The organism is Nocardioides sp. GXQ0305, from assembly GCF_050880345.1.
Classification (GTDB): Bacteria; Actinomycetota; Actinomycetes; order Propionibacteriales; family Nocardioidaceae; genus Nocardioides.
Genome location: NZ_JBNYXG010000009.1, coordinates 44,075 through 60,545, shown reverse-complemented (window position 1 = coordinate 60,545; position 16,471 = coordinate 44,075). Strand labels below are relative to the sequence as shown.

The window sequence follows — 16,471 nt, the reverse complement described above, 5'->3', positions numbered from 1 at the left end:
CACCCGGCCCGATGACCCGACGCCGGAAGCCTAGACCCTCGCTCCGCGGATGCCCCACCACCACGGTGGGCGCTCGGGCACAATCCTCGCCATGACGATGCACCCCCTGGCCCAGCCCGTCGCTCGGGAGGCCAAGCCGGAGCTCACCGGCGACCGCCGGATCGGCGTGCTGCTGCTGCACGGGTTCAGTGGCTCACCGGCGTCGATGCGGCCCTGGGCCAACTACCTGGCCGGCCACGGGTACGCGGTCGAGCTGCCGCTGCTCCCCGGGCACGGCACCCGCTGGCAGGACCTCAACCAGGTCAGCTGGACCGACTGGTACGCCGCCGCCTCGGCCGCCCTCGACCGGCTGCTGGCCGACTGCGACCGGGTCGTCGTGGCCGCGCTGTCGATGGGCGGCTCGGTGGCCCTGCGCCTGGCCGAGGAGCGCGGTGCCGACGTGTCGGGGCTGGTGCTGGTCAACCCGTTCGTCTCGAGCGAACGGCGCGAGCTCGCCGCGCTGCCGGTGCTCAAGCGCGTCGTCCCGTCGTTGAAGGGCATCGTCAACGACATCAAGAAGCCCGGCCAGGACGAGGTGGGCTACTCCCGGCTGCCGCTCCGCGGGCTCGCCGAGGTGGTGGCGATGTGGAAGGTGGTGGTCCCCGACCTGCCGAAGGTCACCCAGCCGATCCTCTACTTCCGGTCCACCGAGGACCACGTGATCGACGCGTCGTCCAGCCGCACCGTGCTCGGTGCGGTCAGCTCGCGCGACGCCGAGGAGCGGCTGCTCACGAACTGCTACCACGTGGCGACGCTCGACCACGAGGCCGAGATCGTCTTCGCCGAGTCGGCCGACTTCGTGGCCCGCGTGACCGCTGGTTGAGCCTCGGAGCGCTGCCGTATCGTCGTCCGGGTGAGCACCGGGCGCGAGGACGAGGCCTGGCGCTCGATCGTGGACAACTACGGCGAGCGCGCGCAGCTCGACGACGAGCCGCCCCAGGAGGCGCCCGAGATGCCGGAGTCCGGCCACGAGGCCGCTCCGGCGCCTGTGGCGGACGACGACCCGCCCGAGGAGCGGTTCGTGCCGCCGGTGCCCCCGCCCGCGCCGCGGCTGCCGCTGCGGAAGCGGCTGGCCTGGCTGGCGGTCCTCGGCAGCCCCACCCTGCTCGTGCTGGCGGTGCTGGTGTCCTACGACATCCCCCCGCTCCTCGGCTACGCGCTGGTCGCTGGCTTCGTCGGGGGCTTCGTCTACCTCGTCGCCACCATGCAGCGCTCGGACGAGCGGGACCCCTGGGACGACGGCTCGCAGATCTGAGCATTTGAGCGTCCGGAGAAACTGCCCTGCACAGGTGGTTTCGAGACGGTTGCTGCGCAACCTCCTCAACCACCGTTGGCTCGGCCTGTGAACACTGACCCCGAACCCCCGGTGGTTGAGGAGGGCCGTCCAGGCCCGTCTCGAAACCACCGCACCGTCCGGCTTGCCAGTGATCGCCGACCGCGGACCCCGGTGGTTGAGGAGGGCCGCCCAGGCCCGTCTCGAAACCACCCAACGCAGATCAGCCGCCCCGCGGCGATCACAGAACCGTCCCGCACAGGCGGTTTCGAGACGGTTGCTGCGCAACCTCCTCAACCACCGCGCTGCCAGGTTCAGACCGTGGCGCCTGCCAGCACGGCCGCGCCGACCAACCCCGCGGAGGGTCCCAGGGCAGCCGGCACCAGGGGCGGGACCTCCCGGTGCCCGGCGCCCACCAGCGACGCCTCGAGGGCCTCTCGCGCCGGGGCGAGCAGCCGGTCCCCCGCCACCGCGACCCCGCCACCGACCACGAGCAGGGCCGGGTCGAAGGCGGCGACGAGGTTGGCCAGGCCAACCCCCAGCCAGCGACCGACCGACGCGAAGGCGGCCCTCGCGACCAGGTCTCCCGACTCCGCCGCCTCGGTGACCATCGGTCCCGTCAGCCGGTCGGGGTCGCCGTCGCACAGGTCGGTGAGCACGGTGGGCTCGACACCGAGTCGGGACCGGGCGACGCGCACCAGGGCGTTGCCGCTGGAGTACTGCTCCCAACAGCCCCGACGTCCGCACTCGCAGGGCGCCCCGTCCGGCACCACCTGCATGTGCCCGAACTCCCCCGCCATGCCGTGCTGCCCCCTCCACAGCCCACCGTCGACGACGATCCCGCCACCGATGCCGGTGCCGAGGGCGACCAGCAGCATCGACGACACGCCTCGACCGGCGCCGTACGTCGCCTCGGCGTAGGCCGCACAGGTGGCGTCGTTGTCGAGGAGCACCGGCGCCCCGAGCCGCTGCGCGAGACGGTCGCGGACGTCCTCGCCCCTCCACGGCAGGTGCGGCGCGAACACGACCCGGGAGCCGTCCCGGTCGACGAAGCCCGCAGCCGCCACCCCGACCGCCGCGAGCGGCTCGTCGCCGGTCACCGCCGTCACCGCGTCCACCAGCGCGTCCTCGACCGCCTCCGCCGCCACCAGCCGACCGGGCGTACGCCGCAGCGCGGTCCGCAGCACCTCGCCGGTCGCGGTCACCACCCCGGCGAGCACCTTGCTGCCGCCGACGTCGACCCCGACCCAGCGGCCCACGCCCCCGTCCACCCGGGCCTCAGCGCCGGGCCAGGTCGGCCGCGCCGACGAGCCCGGCGTCGTTCCCGAGCGTGGCCTTGCGGATCTCGGCGAGAGGTCGGTGGTCGCCGCCGGGCAGGTTGCGGGCGAACGCCTCGCGCGCGGGCCCGAGCACCATCTCCCCGGCCTCGCTCAGCCCACCACCGATGGCGACCACGGTCGGGTCCAGCACGGCCGCGAGCGAGGCGATGCCCTGGCCGAGCCAGCTGCCGACGGAGGCGAGCCTGCCCCGGGCGAAGCCGTCACCCTCCCGGGCCGCCTGCGTGATCATCGGACCGTCGATCGCCTCGACCCGCCCGCCGGCCCGCTCCAGCAGGCTGTCGGACCCGGTCGACTGGCCCGCTGCCAGCTCACGGACGTCGCGCACCAGCGCGGACCCGCTGGCGTACTGCTCCAGGCAGCCGCGCATCCCGCAGCCGCACCGCACGCCTCCCGGAACCAGCCTCAGGTGACCGATCTCGGCCGCGACCCCGAAGCCGCCCCGGTAGAGCTGGCCGTCGACGACCAGGCCACCGCCGACCCCCGTGCCGAGCGTCACCAGCAGCAGGTCGTCGACGTCGTGGCCCGCGCCGAACCTGAACTCGCCCCAGGCCGCGGCGTTGGCGTCGTTCTCGATGACGACCGGAACCTCGACCCGCTCCTCCAGCTCTGCCTTGAGGTCGACGTCGCGCCACGCCAGGTTGGGGGCGAACAGGATCGTGGCCCGGGAGCGGTCGACGTAACCGGCGGCGCCGACGCCGACCGCGGTGATGTCGTGGCGCGAGGCCAGCTCTGCCACCAGCCCGGCGATGGCGTCCTCGATCGCCTCGACGTCGGTGGCCGGGGACTCGACCCTGAGGTTCTCGACCACCGTGCCGTCCTCGTCGACGACTCCGCCGGCGATCTTGGTCCCGCCCACGTCGATGCCACACGTGAGGCTCATGTCTCCTCCTCCGGCCAGTCCCCGTCGAGGTCGTCGTCGAGGTCGATGTGCTCGACGCCCGGCTGAGTGCGCTCCTGCGGGGTCGCGGCCGCCGCCAGGATCCCGGCCGCCGCCTGGAGGAACGACGCCGCCGCCGACGCCAGGTGGTCGCGCACCTCGGGGCTGGTCGCCCGGACCAGGTGGACGGTGCGACAGACCGGGCACCACGCGCACTCCGGGGCACCGGTGTCGACGTGGTCGGACACCTCCTGCACCGCCGACGCGGCGCGACCCGCGAGCCCGGCGAGGCCGCTCCCCTCGCCGGCCTCCCCCAGGTCGGGACCGTGCTCCCGCGCCCAGTCGGAGAGGGCGCCGAAGAGCTTGGCGGCCTCCTCGGAGACGCTGCCGACCTGCTCGCCGGTACCCGCCGTGGGGTCCTCCCGCGGATCGTTGCTCACGTCGCCGTCTCCTCGAACCAGACCTGTAGCTCGCCCTGCTCGACCCGGGCCCCGGCGACGCGGTGGCGTGACAGGGCCGCGGGGAGGGTCAGGAGGCGACGATACGACCCCACGGTCACGACCAGCTCGTCGCCGTTGCGCGCGAGATCGACGTCGGCGCGGGTGACGAGCGGCAGCGCGAGGTGGAGCACCGACCCCTGGCCGGCCCGGGAGACCCGGAACGGCCCGTCACCGTCGGGCAGCGCGAACGGGTCGTCGTCGCCGTACAGGTCGGAGGCCAGGGCGGTGAGGGCGTCCACACCGACCGGCTCCTCGGGGCGGTACTGCGACCGCCACAGGGGCAGCCCGTCGAACGAGGCGGCGACCTCCGACAGCACGGCGTCCTGGGCGCGCACCCAGCCCGCCCGCCACGGGTCGGCCCCCTCGCTGGGGAACACCCGGTTGGCGACCACCCCGTCGACCCGGTAGCCGAACAGCGACAGCGTCGTCCACGACCGCCGGGCCTCGGCCAGGACGACGGCCTCGGGCGTGAGCACCAGCCGGACGCTGGCGTCCGGCCCCGCCAGCACGGTGCGTACGTCGTCCAGCTCGGCGTGCAGCCGCTCGACCGCGTCGAACACGGAGTCCTCCGGCATCGGGACCCCGGCGGCGCGGGTCAGCACCGGCTTGAGCGCCTTGACCACGCGGCGCTCGACCGGGAAGACCCGCTGCATGTACCAGCCCAGCGCCTCCGGCAGCGCCAGCAGCCGCAACGTCTCGGCGCTGGGGGCGCAGTCGACCACGACCACGTCCCACTGCCCGGAGCGCGCGTGCAGCCGCAGCTCCAGCAGGGCCAGCACCTCCTCGGCGCCCGGGATCACCGTCATCTCCTCCGCGGCCACGGGGTCGAGCCCGGCGACGTCGAGCACCGACATCAGGTAGCCCTGGATCTCGGCCCACGACTGCTCGAACCGGAGCTGGGCGTCGACCTGCTGGACGTGGAGCCGGTCGGCCACCTCGGTCGCCTCGGGCCCGACCGTCACCCCGAAGGCGTCGGCGAGCGAGTGGGCGGCGTCGGTGGAGAGGACGAGGGTCCGCTGACCGGACGCGGCGGCGAGGGCTGCGGTCCCGGCGGCGACGGTCGACTTGCCGACGCCTCCCTTGCCGGTGAAGAGGAGAGTCCTCACCGCGCGGTTTCGACGCGCTTCTTCAGGCCCTTGAGCGCGGTGTCGATGAGGATCTTCTCGCCCTTGCGCTTGAGCATCCCGATCAGCGGGATCGACACGTCGAGGGCCAGCCGGTAGGTCACCTCGGTACGCCCGCCGCCGAGGTCGCGCAGGGTGTAGGCGCCGTCGAGCGCCCGCAGCATCTTGCCCTCGACGAGGGTCCAGGTGACCTCGGCGTAGCCGTCCCAGTCGTAGGCGAGCGTGTACTCGTCCTTGATCGGCGACACGTCGAGCCGGAAGAACACCCGGCGGGCCCAGCCGTCGGCGCCCTCCTCGACGACCCGGGCCTCCTGCACGCCCTTCGCCCACTCCGGGTAGGAGGGGAAGTCGCCGATCACGTCCATGACCTCGCCCGGCTCGGCGTCGACGACGATCGAGGACGTGGTCTGGTCCGCCATCGGGCCTCCTGGACGTCGGTCGGGCGCTGGCTGCGCAGCGACACTACCGGATCCGGATCGGCCCTCCCGCCCCCGGTAACCTGCCGCGCAGACCGTCCCGGACCCCGGGCCGGCCTGGCGGCGAGGAGCCCAGGAGGGACACGTGCGGGAGTACGCCACACCGCTCGGGACCGACGTCCCGGCGACCGGCAACCTCACCGACGACGTCGTTCGCAACGGCACCGATCACCCCGACAGCGTGGTGATGGCGCGCCCCGGGCCGGACGGCTGGGCCGACGTCACCGCGGCGGAGTTCCTGGCCGAGGTGCAGGGCGTCGCCCGCGGCCTGGTGGCCGCGGGGCTGGCCCCCGGCGACCGGATCGCCCTGGTGTCGCGGATCCGCTACGAGTGGACGCTCGTCGACTACGCGATCTGGTTCGCGGGCGGCGTCACGGTCCCCGTCTACGAGACCGCGTCACCCGACCAGCTGGCCTGGGTGCTCGGCGACTCGGGGGCCCGCGCGGTGGTCGTCGAGACAGCCGCGCACCTCGAACGGCTCGGCGAGGTGCGCGACCGGCTGCCGGCCCTCGAGACGGTGTGGTGCCTCGACGACGGGGCCGTCGACGCCCTCGCCCGGCTGGGGTCGGGTGTCGGCGACGACGAGCTCGAGCAGCGCCGTACGACGGCGACCCCGCTCGACCTGGCGACGCTCGTCTACACCTCCGGCACGACCGGTCGGCCCAAGGGCTGCATGCTCACCCACGGCAACTTCATGTTCGAGCTCGGTGTCGCGACCGGTGAGCTCGCGGCCCTGTTCGAGGACGACGACGCCTCGACCCTGCTGTTCCTCCCCCTCGCCCACGTGTTCGCCCGGGTGATCCAGGTCGGGTGCGTCCACACCCGGACCCGGCTCGGCCACTCCGCCGACGTGACCGACCTGGCCGGCCAGCTGGGCTCCTTCCGGCCGACGTTCCTGCTCGCGGTTCCCCGCGTCTTCGAGAAGGTCTTCAACACCGCCTCCCAGCGGGCCACCGCCGACGGGCGCGGTGGGCTCTTCGACCGGGCGGCCCGCACCGCGATGGAGTGGTCGCGCGGACTGGACCGGGGACGGCCCTCGGTGGCGGTCCGCGCGCGTCACGCGCTGTACTCCCGGCTCGTCTACCCGCGGCTGCTCGACGCCATGGGGGGCCGCTGCCGCCACGCCATCGCGGGTGGCGCCCCGCTCGGCGAGCGCCTGGGCCACTTCTACCGCGGCATCGGCCTCACCGTCCTCGAGGGCTACGGGCTGACCGAGACCACGGCAGCGGTGACGGTCAACCTGCCCGACGCCCAGAAGGTCGGCACCGTCGGCCGGCCGCTCCCCGGCACGGCGGTGCGGGTCGCCGACGACGGGGAGCTGCTCTTCTCGGGCGGCCAGGTGTTCGCGGGCTACTGGCAGGACGAGGACGCCACCCGTGAGGTGCTGGACCGTGACGGATGGATCCACACCGGCGACGTGGGCGAGGTGGACGACGAGGGGTTCGTGCGGATCACCGGACGGAAGAAGGAGATCCTGGTGACCGCCGGAGGCAAGAACGTCTCCCCCGCCGTGCTCGAGGACCGGGTCCGGGCACACGCACTGGTCAGCCAGTGCCTCGTCGTCGGCGACGGCCGCCCCTTCATCGGCGCGCTCGTCACCATCGACCCCGAGGCGTTCGCGACCTGGGCGGACTCCCACGGCAAGACCGGGACCGTCGCCGACCACACCGAGGACCCCGACCTGCGCGCCGCGATCGAGGAGGCGGTCGAGGAGGCGAACGGCGCGGTGTCGAAGGCCGAGTCCATCCGCCGGTTCGCCGTCCTCCCCCACGACTGGACCGAGGAGGGCGGCCAGCTGACCCCCAGCCTGAAGCTCCGGCGTGCGGTCGTCATCGGCCAGTCCCGACACGAGATCGACGCCCTGTACCGCGGCTGAGCAGGCCCTCCGGACCCGGTGTGGGCGTGGACTTCCCCACCGGGCAGCAACAAATCCTGATTCGTCTGTGACGACCGGGGTTTCTCATTACAGTGATCCACGTTCCGGTCTAGCCCCCCAGAATCCGCTTCTCCCGGAACCGCACGCCCCCCAGTACACCCCCTCGCGACCCCGGGTCGCCGTCTGAAACAAAGAGGTACCGATGGACCGCCGACGCATCTTCCTCGTGGTCGCCGTCATCGTCGCGTTGATGGGCACCGCCCTCGTGTTCCTGTACGTCCGCGGCGCCGACCAGCGCGCCGAGAACCGGTTCGAGACGGTCGAGGTGCTCCGCGCCACGCAGGCCATCGAGGCCGGCGAGTCGCTCGACGACGCCGCCGCCGCCGGCAAGATCGCCATGCAGCCCGTGGTGCGCGACTACCTGCAGCAGGGCTACCAGACCTCGCTCGACCCACTGGCCGGCCAGTTCGCGAGCACCGCGATCTACCCGGGCGAGCAGATCATCGAGTCGAAGTTCGACCAGGAGGTGGAGGCCGAGCCCGCGCTCAGCATCCCCAAGGGCACGGTCGCGGTCTCGGTCAACCTCACCGACCCCGCCCGGGTCTCCGGCTTCGTCAACCCCGGGACCAAGGTCACCATCTTCTACACCGGCGTCCCCACCGACGGAGACGGCATCAGCCGGATGCTCCTCGAGGAGGTCCAGGTCATCGGGGTGGGTTCGACCTCCACGACCCAGAAGACCACCACCAACGCCGAGGGCGAGCAGACCACCGAGGAGCTCCCCAAGACCCTGATGACGATCGCCGTCGACAAGCGGGACGCGGAGAAGGTCCTCTACGGCGCCGCCAACGGGGAGCTCGCGTTCGGCCTGTTGACCGACGAGAGCGACGTCGAGCCCGGACCCGGGATCACCGGCAACACACTTTTCGAGTGAGGACACATGCCTGTCGTCGTCGACCCTGACAACGAGACCATCGAGACGCTGCTCACGACGGTCCCGGCGGGTGCGCACGCCATCGACCAGCCCGACCGGCTGCAGGCGTGGCTCGCGAACCGACCCGAGGAGTACGTCGTCGTGCTCGGCCCCCAGGTCGAGCTGAGCGCCGCGCTGGCGCTCGCCGACGGCATGCGGCTGAGCCGGCCGTCGACCAGTGTCGTGCTGGTGCGCGACGACGTCGACGCACTGGTCATGCGCGATGCGATGCACGCCGGCGTCCGCGACGTCGTCCAGCTCAAGGACACCGACGCGGTCCGCGCCGCCGTCGACCGGGCCTACCAGCTCTACCTCGCCCTGCGCGGTCCCGGCGGTGCGATGCACCAGGGCCGGATCGTGACGGTGTTCTCCCCCAAGGGAGGTGTCGGCAAGACCACCGTCTCGGTCAACCTGGCGCTCGCCCTCGCGGACAAGGGGGCACGGAAGGTCTGCATCGTCGACCTCGACCTGGCCTTCGGCGACGTCGCGATCACGCTGCAGCTGTTCCCGAGCCACACCCTCGAGCACGCGATCGGCTCCGAGGACTCCGTCGACGCGCCGCTGCTGGAGTCGCTGCTCACCCGGCACGCGGACTCCGTCATGGTGCTCGCCGCCCCCAGCCACCCCGACGTGCGAGAGCGGGTCTCGCCGATGCTGGTCTCCCGCGTGCTGAAGGCGCTGCGTGACTCCTTCGACTACATCGTGGTCGACACGGCGCCCGCCTTCGACGAGCAGACGCTCACGGCACTCGACGAGACCGACGAGTGCGTGGTCGTGGCGACCCTGGACGTGCCGACCCTCAAGAACGTCAAGGTGGCGCTCGAGACGCTGGAGATGCTCGACATCGCCCGCGGCCACCGCCACCTGCTGCTCAACCGGGCCGACGACGAGGTCGGGCTCGGCGCCGACCGGGTGCAGTCCATCCTCGGGATGGAGATCTCCGGCCGGATCGGCTCCTCGATGGAGATCGCCGCCGCCACCAACGCGGGCCGGCCGATCATGAGCGAGAACCCCCAGCACGCCTCCAGCGAGGCGCTGCGCGAGCTCGCGACCCAGCTCACCGGCGAGCCCGTCGCTCCCGAGGGTGCCGAGCCCGGCAGTGCGGGGCTCTCCGCCAGCCAGCTGGACAAGAAGTCCGGACTGTTCCGCAGGAAGAAGTGAGGTAGGCCATGAGCAGCCTCTCCGACAGGCTCAACGCGGCACGACGTGCCCACGAGGACGACGTGCCCTCCCCCGAGGAGACCACGGACGAGGCTCCGGCCACCGACGTGGCTCCCGACCGCCCGGTGGTCGACACCGGCATCGACTTCGACGACCCGTTGACCAGCCCCACGTTCATGGCGCGCGCCCAGGCAACGGCTCCGGCTCCGCAGCCGACCCTGGCGCCGCCGGCGCCCCCGGCCCCGGCGGCGGCGGCAGCTCCGGCTCCGGCTCCGGCTCCGAAGCCGTCCTTCGCCTCCGTACCCGCTGCCGGCGGCGCCTCCACGAGCACCCCGTCCGCCAAGTCCGAGCCCGGCTTCGCCGAGGGGCGCCGCTCGCTCGGCAACCAGCAGGACCGGCTCGAGGAGCTCAAGCAGACCGTGCACGCCGAGCTGCTCAAGCAGCTCGGTCCCAAGCTCTACGCCTCCGAGATGGACGCCACCGAGCTGGACCGCCAGGTGCGCGCCGTGCTCACCGACGTCCTCTCCCAGCAGGAGCGGCCGCTCAGCAACAGCGACCGCGGGGTGATCACCCAGGAGATCAGCGACGACATCCTCGGGTACGGCCCGATCGAGCCCTTCCTCCGTGACGGTGACGTCTCCGAGGTGATGGTGAACGGCCCCGACAGCATCTGGGTGGAGCGGTCGGGCCGGCTCACCCCGGTACAGGCCCAGTTCGCCGACGAGAAGCACCTGCGCCGCACCATCGACAAGATCGTGTCGCGCATCGGCCGTCGCGTCGACGAGTCCAGTCCCATGGTCGACGCCCGTCTCCCCGACGGCAGCCGCGTGAACGCCGTCATCCCGCCGCTGGCCGTGGACGGCTCCGCGCTCACCATCCGCAAGTTCTCCACCGACCCGCTGACCGTCCACGACCTGATCAAGTTCGGCTCGCTGAGCCCGCAGACGGCCGACTTCCTCGAGGCCTGCGTCCGCGGCAGGCTCAACGTCATCGTGTCCGGCGGCACCGGGTCGGGAAAGACCACGACCCTGAACGTGCTCTCGTCGTTCATCCCCCCGGACGAGCGGATCGTCACGGTCGAGGACGCCGCCGAGCTGCAGCTCAAGCAGGAGCACGTCGTCCGGCTGGAGTCCCGCCCCTCCAACATCGAGGGCAAGGGCGAGGTCACGATCCGCGACCTGGTCAAGAACTGCCTCCGCATGCGGCCCGACCGCGTGATCGTCGGTGAGGTCCGGGACGCCTCCGCGCTGGACATGCTGCAGGCGATGAACACCGGCCACGACGGCTCGCTGTGCACCCTGCACTCCAACGGCCCCCGCGACACCCTGTCGCGCATGGAGACCATGGTGCTGATGGCCGGCATGGACCTGCCGATGCGGGCGATCCGCGAGCAGGTGGCCTCGGCGGTCGACCTGATCGTGCACCAGACGCGCTTCAAGGACGGCAGCCGCCGGATCACCCACCTCACCGAGGTGGAGCGGATGGAGGGCGACGTGATCACCCTCCAGGACGTCTTCATCTACGACCACGGCGCGGGCTTCGACGCCGAGGGCCGGGCCATGGGTTCGCTCCGCGCGACCGGGCTGCGGCCGAAGTTCCTGGAGAAGATGGAGCACGCCAACGTGTCCGTCGACCCGCGCATCTTCGTCCAGGGCAGGCTGTGATGGGGCACCGGCTCGCGCTCGCGCTGGCGGCCGTGCCGCTGGCGGCCGCCGCGGCTGTCGCCGCCCCCGCCGCGGCCACGACGGTGGCGGACGCGGACGCGAGCATCTCCTACGTCGAGACCACCGACGACGGCCTGCAGATCCTGGTCAACGTCCCGCCCGACGCCACCGTCGACGTCGACGACGTCGCGGTGACCGTCGACGGCACCGACACGGAAGCGGCCGAGGCCGCCCCGGCCGACTCGACCACGTCGGTGCGCCGCACCGCCGTCCTGGTGATGGACACCAGCAACTCGATGGAGGGCGAGCGGTTCGAGGCCGCGCAGGCCGCGGCGTACACCTTCCTGGAGACCGTCCCCGACGACGTCTACGTCGGCATCGTGAGCTTCGACAGCGACGTCACCGAGGACCTCGCCCCCAGCCTGGACCGCGACGAGGCCCGCGCCGTCGTCGACGCCCTCACCCTGCGCCCCCAGACCCGGCTCTACGACGGCGTGCAGGAGGGCCTTTCCGTGGCCGGGACCGAGGGCCAGCGCCAGCTGCTGGTCCTCTCCGACGGTGCCGACACCAGCGAGACCGCGCTCACCGAGACCACGGACGCCGTCAGCGCCTCCGGGGCCCAGGTGAACGTCGTCGGTCTCGAGCAGTCCGGCCGGGCCGTGGAGGCGCTCGAGAGCCTCACGTCCGCCGGGGAAGGCTCCCTGATCACCGCCGACTCCAAGGCCCTCGAGCAGGCGTTCAACGCGCAGGCCGACATCCTGGCCCGCCAGGTGCTGGTCACCGCGCCCGTCCCGGCCGAGGTCACGTCCTCCGGTGCGACCGTCGCGGTGTCCTTGAGTTCCGACGCCGGGACCCTGTCCGCCGAGGCGTACACCCGCCTCGGCAAGGCGACGCCCGAGGAGCCCGGCGGGCCGGCGCCCCTCCCCGCGGCTGAGCAGACGATGGTGCTCGGCAACGTCTGGCTGCTCGGCGGGCTCGGTGCCCTCGGCGTGGGGATCCTGGTCCTGATGCTGGTGCTGATGCCGCGCAAGCAGAAGCCCCTCAGCGCCGACGAGCTCGCAGTCAGCTACACCCTCCACGTCACCGGAGGGGCGCACCGCGCAGACTCCACCGGCGGGCAGGCCGGACAGGTCACCGAGACGGCCGAGAAGGTGCTCAGGGCCAACAAGTCCCTCGAGACCCGGATCGAGGAGCGCCTCGACGGAGCCGGCAACCCGTTCAAGCCCGCCGAGTGGGTGCTGGTCCACCTCGCGGTCTTCCTCGGCGCGGGAGCGCTCGGCTTCCTGATCGGCGGCGGCAGTGTCGTGGTCGGCATCCTGTTCCTGGTGCTGGGGGCCATCGGCCCGTGGTTCTTCCTCGGGTTCAAGCGCGGCCGGCGCCGCAAGAAGTTCGAGGCGAGCCTGCCCGACACCCTGCAGCTGATGTCCGGGTCACTGGCCGCCGGGCTCTCGCTGGCCCAGTCGATCGACACGATCGTGCGTGAGGGCACCGAGCCGATCTCCAGCGAGTTCAAGCGGGTGCTGGTCGAGACCCGGCTCGGGATCAGCCTCGACGACGCGCTCGAGGGCGTCGCCCAGCGCTTCGAGAGCAAGGACTTCGCCTGGGTCGTGATGGCCATCCGGATCCAGCGGCAGGTCGGCGGCAACCTGGCCGAGCTGCTCGACACCGTGGCCGCGACGATGCGGGAGCGGGAGTACATGCGCCGCCAGGTCTCGGCGCTCGCCGCTGAGGGCAAGCTGTCGGCGTGGGTGCTCGGCGGCCTGCCGCCGGCGTTCATGCTGTACCTGCTCGTGTCCAACCGTGACTACGTGATGCCGATGTTCACCGAACCGCTGGGTCTGCTGATGCTGGGTGGCGCCGGCCTGATCCTCGGCGTCGGAGTGTTCTGGATGAGCCGTCTGGTGAAGGTGGAGGTCTGAGATGACGCTGTTGCTCATCACCGGAGTCGTGCTCGTCCTGGTCTCGATCACGCTGGTCGGCATGGCGATCGCCAAGCCGCAGGCCCAGGGCGTCCACCGCAGTATCGCCGTGCTCGAGGCCATGTCGACGGCCCCCTCGGAGCTCACCGAGGAGCTCAACCAGCCGTTCTCCGAGCGCGTCCTCGAACCGCTGCAGGCGCGCGCACTCAAGATCGGCAAGCGCTTCACCGGGGCCGACAGCTCCGACCGCATCCGGCGCAAGCTCGACCTCGCGGGGAACCCCCGCAACCTGACCGTCGACCAGATCATCGCCGGCAAGGTGATCGGCGCCGTGATCGGGCTGGCCCTCTCCGTGGGCGTGACCGCCCTGCTCGGCACCTCGTTCTCGCTGCGGGTCGTGGCGATCGCCGCGGGTGTGGTGATCGGCTTCATGGCGCCCAACCTGTACCTCTACCAGTCGGCGTACGACCGGAGCGCCCGGTTGCAGCGCGAGCTCCCCGACGCCATCGACCTGATGACGATCTGCGTGGAGAGCGGCCTCGGCTTCGACGCGGCCGTGCAGCAGGTCGCCGCCAACACGGAGGGCCCGCTGGCCGAGGAGTTCGCGCGAGTGCTCCGGGAGATGCAGATCGGGCAGAGCCGCGCCGAGGCCCTGCGCGCACTGGCCGACCGGACCAACGTGCCCGAGGTGCGTAGCTTCGTCAGCGCCATGGTGCAGGCCGACTCGTTCGGTATCCCGATCGCGCAGGTGCTGCGGGTACAGTCCAGTGAGATCCGGGTCAAGCGCCGCCAGCGCGCCGAGGAGAAGGCCCAGCAGGTGCCCGTGAAGATCACGATCCCGCTGATCTTCTGCATCCTGCCGACCCTCTTCATCGCGGTCATGGGCCCGGCCGCGATCAGCATCATGGAGAACTTCAAGGGATGACCCCGGCCTCGCTCGCTCCCGAGTACCACCGCATGGCGGTGGGTGCCCGGGCGCTGGCCATGCTCATCCTCGGCATCCCGGTCCTCGTCTACGGCACCCTCGAGTCCCTGGCGGCGCTGGGCGCCCTGGGCGGCACCTGGGCCGTCGTCACCCTGCTCGAGCGCACCCGGCTGTCGGGCTGGTTCCTCAGTCCACTGGAGGCGGGCGCAGTTGCGCTGATCGCCGCGCTCAGCCTCGACCACGGCGCGACCCTGCTCGCCGCGCTCGCAGTCCCACCGTTCACGGCTGGGCTGCGCCGGGGGCTCCGTGGCATGACCGTGGCGCTGTCGCTCGAGCTGGTGGTCCTGGTGCTGATGACCGCGCGGGTCCACGGCGCTCTCGAGGCCCAGCTGGCGTCCAGCGTGCTCACGTCGGTGCTCACCGGCGTCGGTCTCGGGCTGATCGCCAGCTACGTGCACTCACAGCTCCAGCTCCCGCCCGACCCGCTCACGCCGTACCGCGATGCCCAGCGCCTGCTGCGCGACCTCCTCGACCTCTCCGGCACCCTCGGCTCGGGGCTCGACGCGACCGCCCTCGGGAACCGGATCGCGGTGACTGTCCGCGACCAGCTGCCGCTGCTGGCCGTCACCGTCTTCGTGCCACGGCAGGAGGACCAGCTGGCCCCCCTCGTCGGCGGCGCGTGGGCCGCCTCGGTCGACGACTCCCAGCTCGTCGACGTCGCGGCGGAGGCCCGGACCACCCAGAAGCCCCGGGTGGCCGCCCAGTCCTTCGCGGTCCCCCTCGTCACCGAGGTCGGCGTCGTCGCCGTCGTGGCAGGCGTCCTGCCGCCGCGACTGGACCCGCGCCGGCTGCTGGCGTCGGGCCGGCTCGAGGACCTGGCGGCCAGTCTCGCGGCCACTGCGGTGCACCTCGACACGGCGCTGCTCTTCTCCAAGCTCCGGGACGCCGCGACCGCCGACGAACGCCGGCGGCTCGCCCGCGAGATGCACGACGGCGTCGCCCAGGACATCGCGTCGCTCGGCTACCTCGTGGACGCCCTGGCCGCCAGCCCGTCGACGCCGGCCCAGGCCGAGACGCTACAGCGCTTGCGCGACCGGATCACCGCGGTCGTCGGAGAGGTCCGGCTCTCGGTGCAGACCCTCCGCACCGACGCCGAGGCCAGCGAGAGCCTCGGAGCCGCGATCAGCGGCCTGGCGCGCCATCTCAGCGAGAGCTCCGGCATCCCCATCCGGGTCGCCGTGAGCGAGACCACCACGCGGCTGCGGGCCGAGGTGGAGTCCGAGCTGCTCCGGATCGCCCAGGAGGCGATGACGAACGCGGTGCGGCACTCCGGCGCCCAGGGGATCGCCGTCGAGTGCCGGGTCGCCGCGCCCAACGCCGAGATCGTGATCAGTGACGACGGCGGCGGCCTCGGTCGGCCGCGCCCGGACTCCTTCGGGTTGGCCATCATGCGGGAGCGTGCCGCGCTCATCGACGCGGACCTGCAGGTCCGGCCCGGGAACCCGCACGGCACCGAGGTCAGGGTCTCGGTTCCGTCCAGAACTGCGCGTCCCTCTCCCGTTCCGGGCGGCACCAGTGACAAGGTGTCCGTGTGACCACTGCGACGACCGTGCTCCTCGTCGACGACCACGACCTGATCCGGGACGGGCTCACCGGCGTCTTCTCGGCCCAGCCGGACATGCACGTCGTGGGCGCCGCCGCCACCGTGTCCGAGGCCATCGCGATGTACGAGCAGCACCGGCCCCAGGTCGTCGTCACCGACCTGCAGCTGCAGGACGGCACCGGCCTCGACGTGGTCCGCCACGTACGCCGTGGCGACAGCCAGGTGGGCCTCGTGGTGCTCACCATGCACTCCGGCGACGACCAGATCTTCGCGGCCATGGAGGCCGGCGCGTCAGCCTTCGTCGGCAAGGACGCACCGTCGGGCGAGGTGGTCAAGGCCGCCCGGCACGCCGCGGTGTCGCCGCGCTCCTTCCTCTGCGCCGGCCTGGCGCAGGCGATGATGCGACGCGCGAGCGGCGAGTCGACGCGGCTCTCCGACCGCGAGCACCACGTCCTGGTGCTGCTCGCCGACGGCCTCAGCGCCGCCGAGATCGCGCCCCGGCTCCACCTCTCGGAGTCGACCGTGAAGTCCCACGTCGCGAAGATCTATCAGAAGCTGGGCGCCGCCAACCGCGCCCAGGCGCTGGTCACCGCGATGCGGATCGGGCTGCTCTCGAGCATCAACCCCGACGCCTCCACGCGCTGACCTCACGCCCCTGCCTCGACCCCCTCCACGGGTGTGCGCGCCTTGGTGTTCCCGGGCCACCCGTGGGGTAGTCCCA

The 16,471-nt window shown here is 72.3% G+C and carries 15 protein-coding genes; 10 read left to right on the top strand and 5 right to left on the bottom strand.

The window, feature by feature from the left end:
- Positions 1 to 91 precede the first annotated feature (91 nt).
- Together ACQ1X7_RS19035 and ACQ1X7_RS19030 are read left to right on the top strand one after the other, a co-directional pair.
- Positions 92 to 862, top strand: coding sequence for an alpha/beta hydrolase (locus tag ACQ1X7_RS19035; protein WP_432479813.1), 771 nt, complete (start codon positions 92 to 94; stop codon positions 860 to 862).
- Positions 863 to 892: 30 nt separating this feature from the next.
- Positions 893 to 1,294: a hypothetical protein gene (locus ACQ1X7_RS19030; protein ID WP_432479812.1), complete on the top strand. Its 402-nt coding sequence runs from the start codon at positions 893 to 895 to the stop codon at positions 1,292 to 1,294.
- 332 nt (positions 1,295 to 1,626) lie between these two features.
- Here ACQ1X7_RS19030 and ACQ1X7_RS19025 read toward each other — a convergent pair whose 3' ends face one another.
- The 5 genes from ACQ1X7_RS19025 to ACQ1X7_RS19005 are packed head-to-tail and all read right to left on the bottom strand — an operon-like array spanning position 1,627 to position 5,572.
- Positions 1,627 to 2,583, bottom strand: a complete 957-nt coding sequence (locus ACQ1X7_RS19025) for an ROK family protein (RefSeq protein WP_432479811.1) — start codon at positions 2,581 to 2,583, stop codon at positions 1,627 to 1,629.
- A gap of 7 nt (positions 2,584 to 2,590) precedes the next feature.
- Positions 2,591 to 3,532 (bottom strand): ROK family glucokinase, encoded by a 942-nt coding sequence (locus ACQ1X7_RS19020; protein ID WP_432479810.1) that lies wholly within the window; start codon positions 3,530 to 3,532, stop codon positions 2,591 to 2,593.
- Positions 3,529 to 3,969 (bottom strand): hypothetical protein, encoded by a 441-nt coding sequence (locus ACQ1X7_RS19015; RefSeq protein WP_432479809.1) that lies wholly within the window; start codon positions 3,967 to 3,969, stop codon positions 3,529 to 3,531. Before ACQ1X7_RS19015 ends, ACQ1X7_RS19020 begins: the two co-directional genes overlap by 4 nt.
- Positions 3,966 to 5,135 (bottom strand): ArsA family ATPase, encoded by a 1,170-nt coding sequence (locus ACQ1X7_RS19010; RefSeq protein ID WP_432479808.1) that lies wholly within the window; start codon positions 5,133 to 5,135, stop codon positions 3,966 to 3,968. Before ACQ1X7_RS19010 ends, ACQ1X7_RS19015 begins: the two co-directional genes overlap by 4 nt.
- The gene (locus tag ACQ1X7_RS19005; protein WP_432479807.1) at positions 5,132 to 5,572 is read right to left on the bottom strand and encodes an SRPBCC family protein; all 441 of its coding nucleotides are present in this window, start codon (positions 5,570 to 5,572) and stop codon (positions 5,132 to 5,134) included. Before ACQ1X7_RS19005 ends, ACQ1X7_RS19010 begins: the two co-directional genes overlap by 4 nt.
- A 142-nt stretch (positions 5,573 to 5,714) precedes the next feature.
- Between ACQ1X7_RS19005 and ACQ1X7_RS19000 the strand changes: the two genes are divergently transcribed.
- The 8 genes from ACQ1X7_RS19000 to ACQ1X7_RS18965 all read left to right on the top strand — a co-directional run bounded on the left by ACQ1X7_RS19000 (position 5,715) and on the right by ACQ1X7_RS18965 (position 16,395).
- Entirely contained in the window at positions 5,715 to 7,505 is a 1,791-nt protein-coding gene (locus ACQ1X7_RS19000) for an AMP-dependent synthetase/ligase (protein ID WP_432479806.1), read from the top strand.
- 202 nt (positions 7,506 to 7,707) lie between these two features.
- The gene (gene cpaB, locus ACQ1X7_RS18995) at positions 7,708 to 8,439 is read left to right on the top strand and encodes a Flp pilus assembly protein CpaB (protein ID WP_432479805.1); all 732 of its coding nucleotides are present in this window, start codon (positions 7,708 to 7,710) and stop codon (positions 8,437 to 8,439) included.
- A gap of 6 nt (positions 8,440 to 8,445) precedes the next feature.
- Entirely contained in the window at positions 8,446 to 9,639 is a 1,194-nt protein-coding gene (locus ACQ1X7_RS18990; RefSeq protein ID WP_432479804.1) for an AAA family ATPase, read from the top strand.
- A gap of 8 nt (positions 9,640 to 9,647) precedes the next feature.
- A complete protein-coding gene (locus ACQ1X7_RS18985; protein ID WP_432479803.1) occupies positions 9,648 to 11,303 on the top strand; it encodes a CpaF family protein in 1,656 nt (551 codons plus the stop codon).
- The gene (locus ACQ1X7_RS18980; RefSeq protein ID WP_432479802.1) at positions 11,303 to 13,222 is read left to right on the top strand and encodes a type II secretion system F family protein; all 1,920 of its coding nucleotides are present in this window, start codon (positions 11,303 to 11,305) and stop codon (positions 13,220 to 13,222) included. Before ACQ1X7_RS18985 ends, ACQ1X7_RS18980 begins: the two co-directional genes overlap by 1 nt.
- 1 nt (position 13,223) lies before the next feature.
- Positions 13,224 to 14,147 carry a type II secretion system F family protein gene (locus ACQ1X7_RS18975; RefSeq protein ID WP_432479801.1) on the top strand — a complete coding sequence of 308 codons (924 nt, stop codon included), beginning with the start codon at positions 13,224 to 13,226 and terminating at the stop codon, positions 14,145 to 14,147.
- Positions 14,144 to 15,742 (top strand): sensor histidine kinase, encoded by a 1,599-nt coding sequence (locus ACQ1X7_RS18970; protein WP_432479800.1) that lies wholly within the window; start codon positions 14,144 to 14,146, stop codon positions 15,740 to 15,742. The genes ACQ1X7_RS18975 and ACQ1X7_RS18970 overlap by 4 nt, the downstream gene beginning before the upstream one ends.
- Positions 15,739 to 16,395 (top strand): response regulator transcription factor, encoded by a 657-nt coding sequence (locus tag ACQ1X7_RS18965; protein WP_432479799.1) that lies wholly within the window; start codon positions 15,739 to 15,741, stop codon positions 16,393 to 16,395. The genes ACQ1X7_RS18970 and ACQ1X7_RS18965 overlap by 4 nt, the downstream gene beginning before the upstream one ends.
- The last annotated feature ends 76 nt before the right edge of the window (positions 16,396 to 16,471 follow it).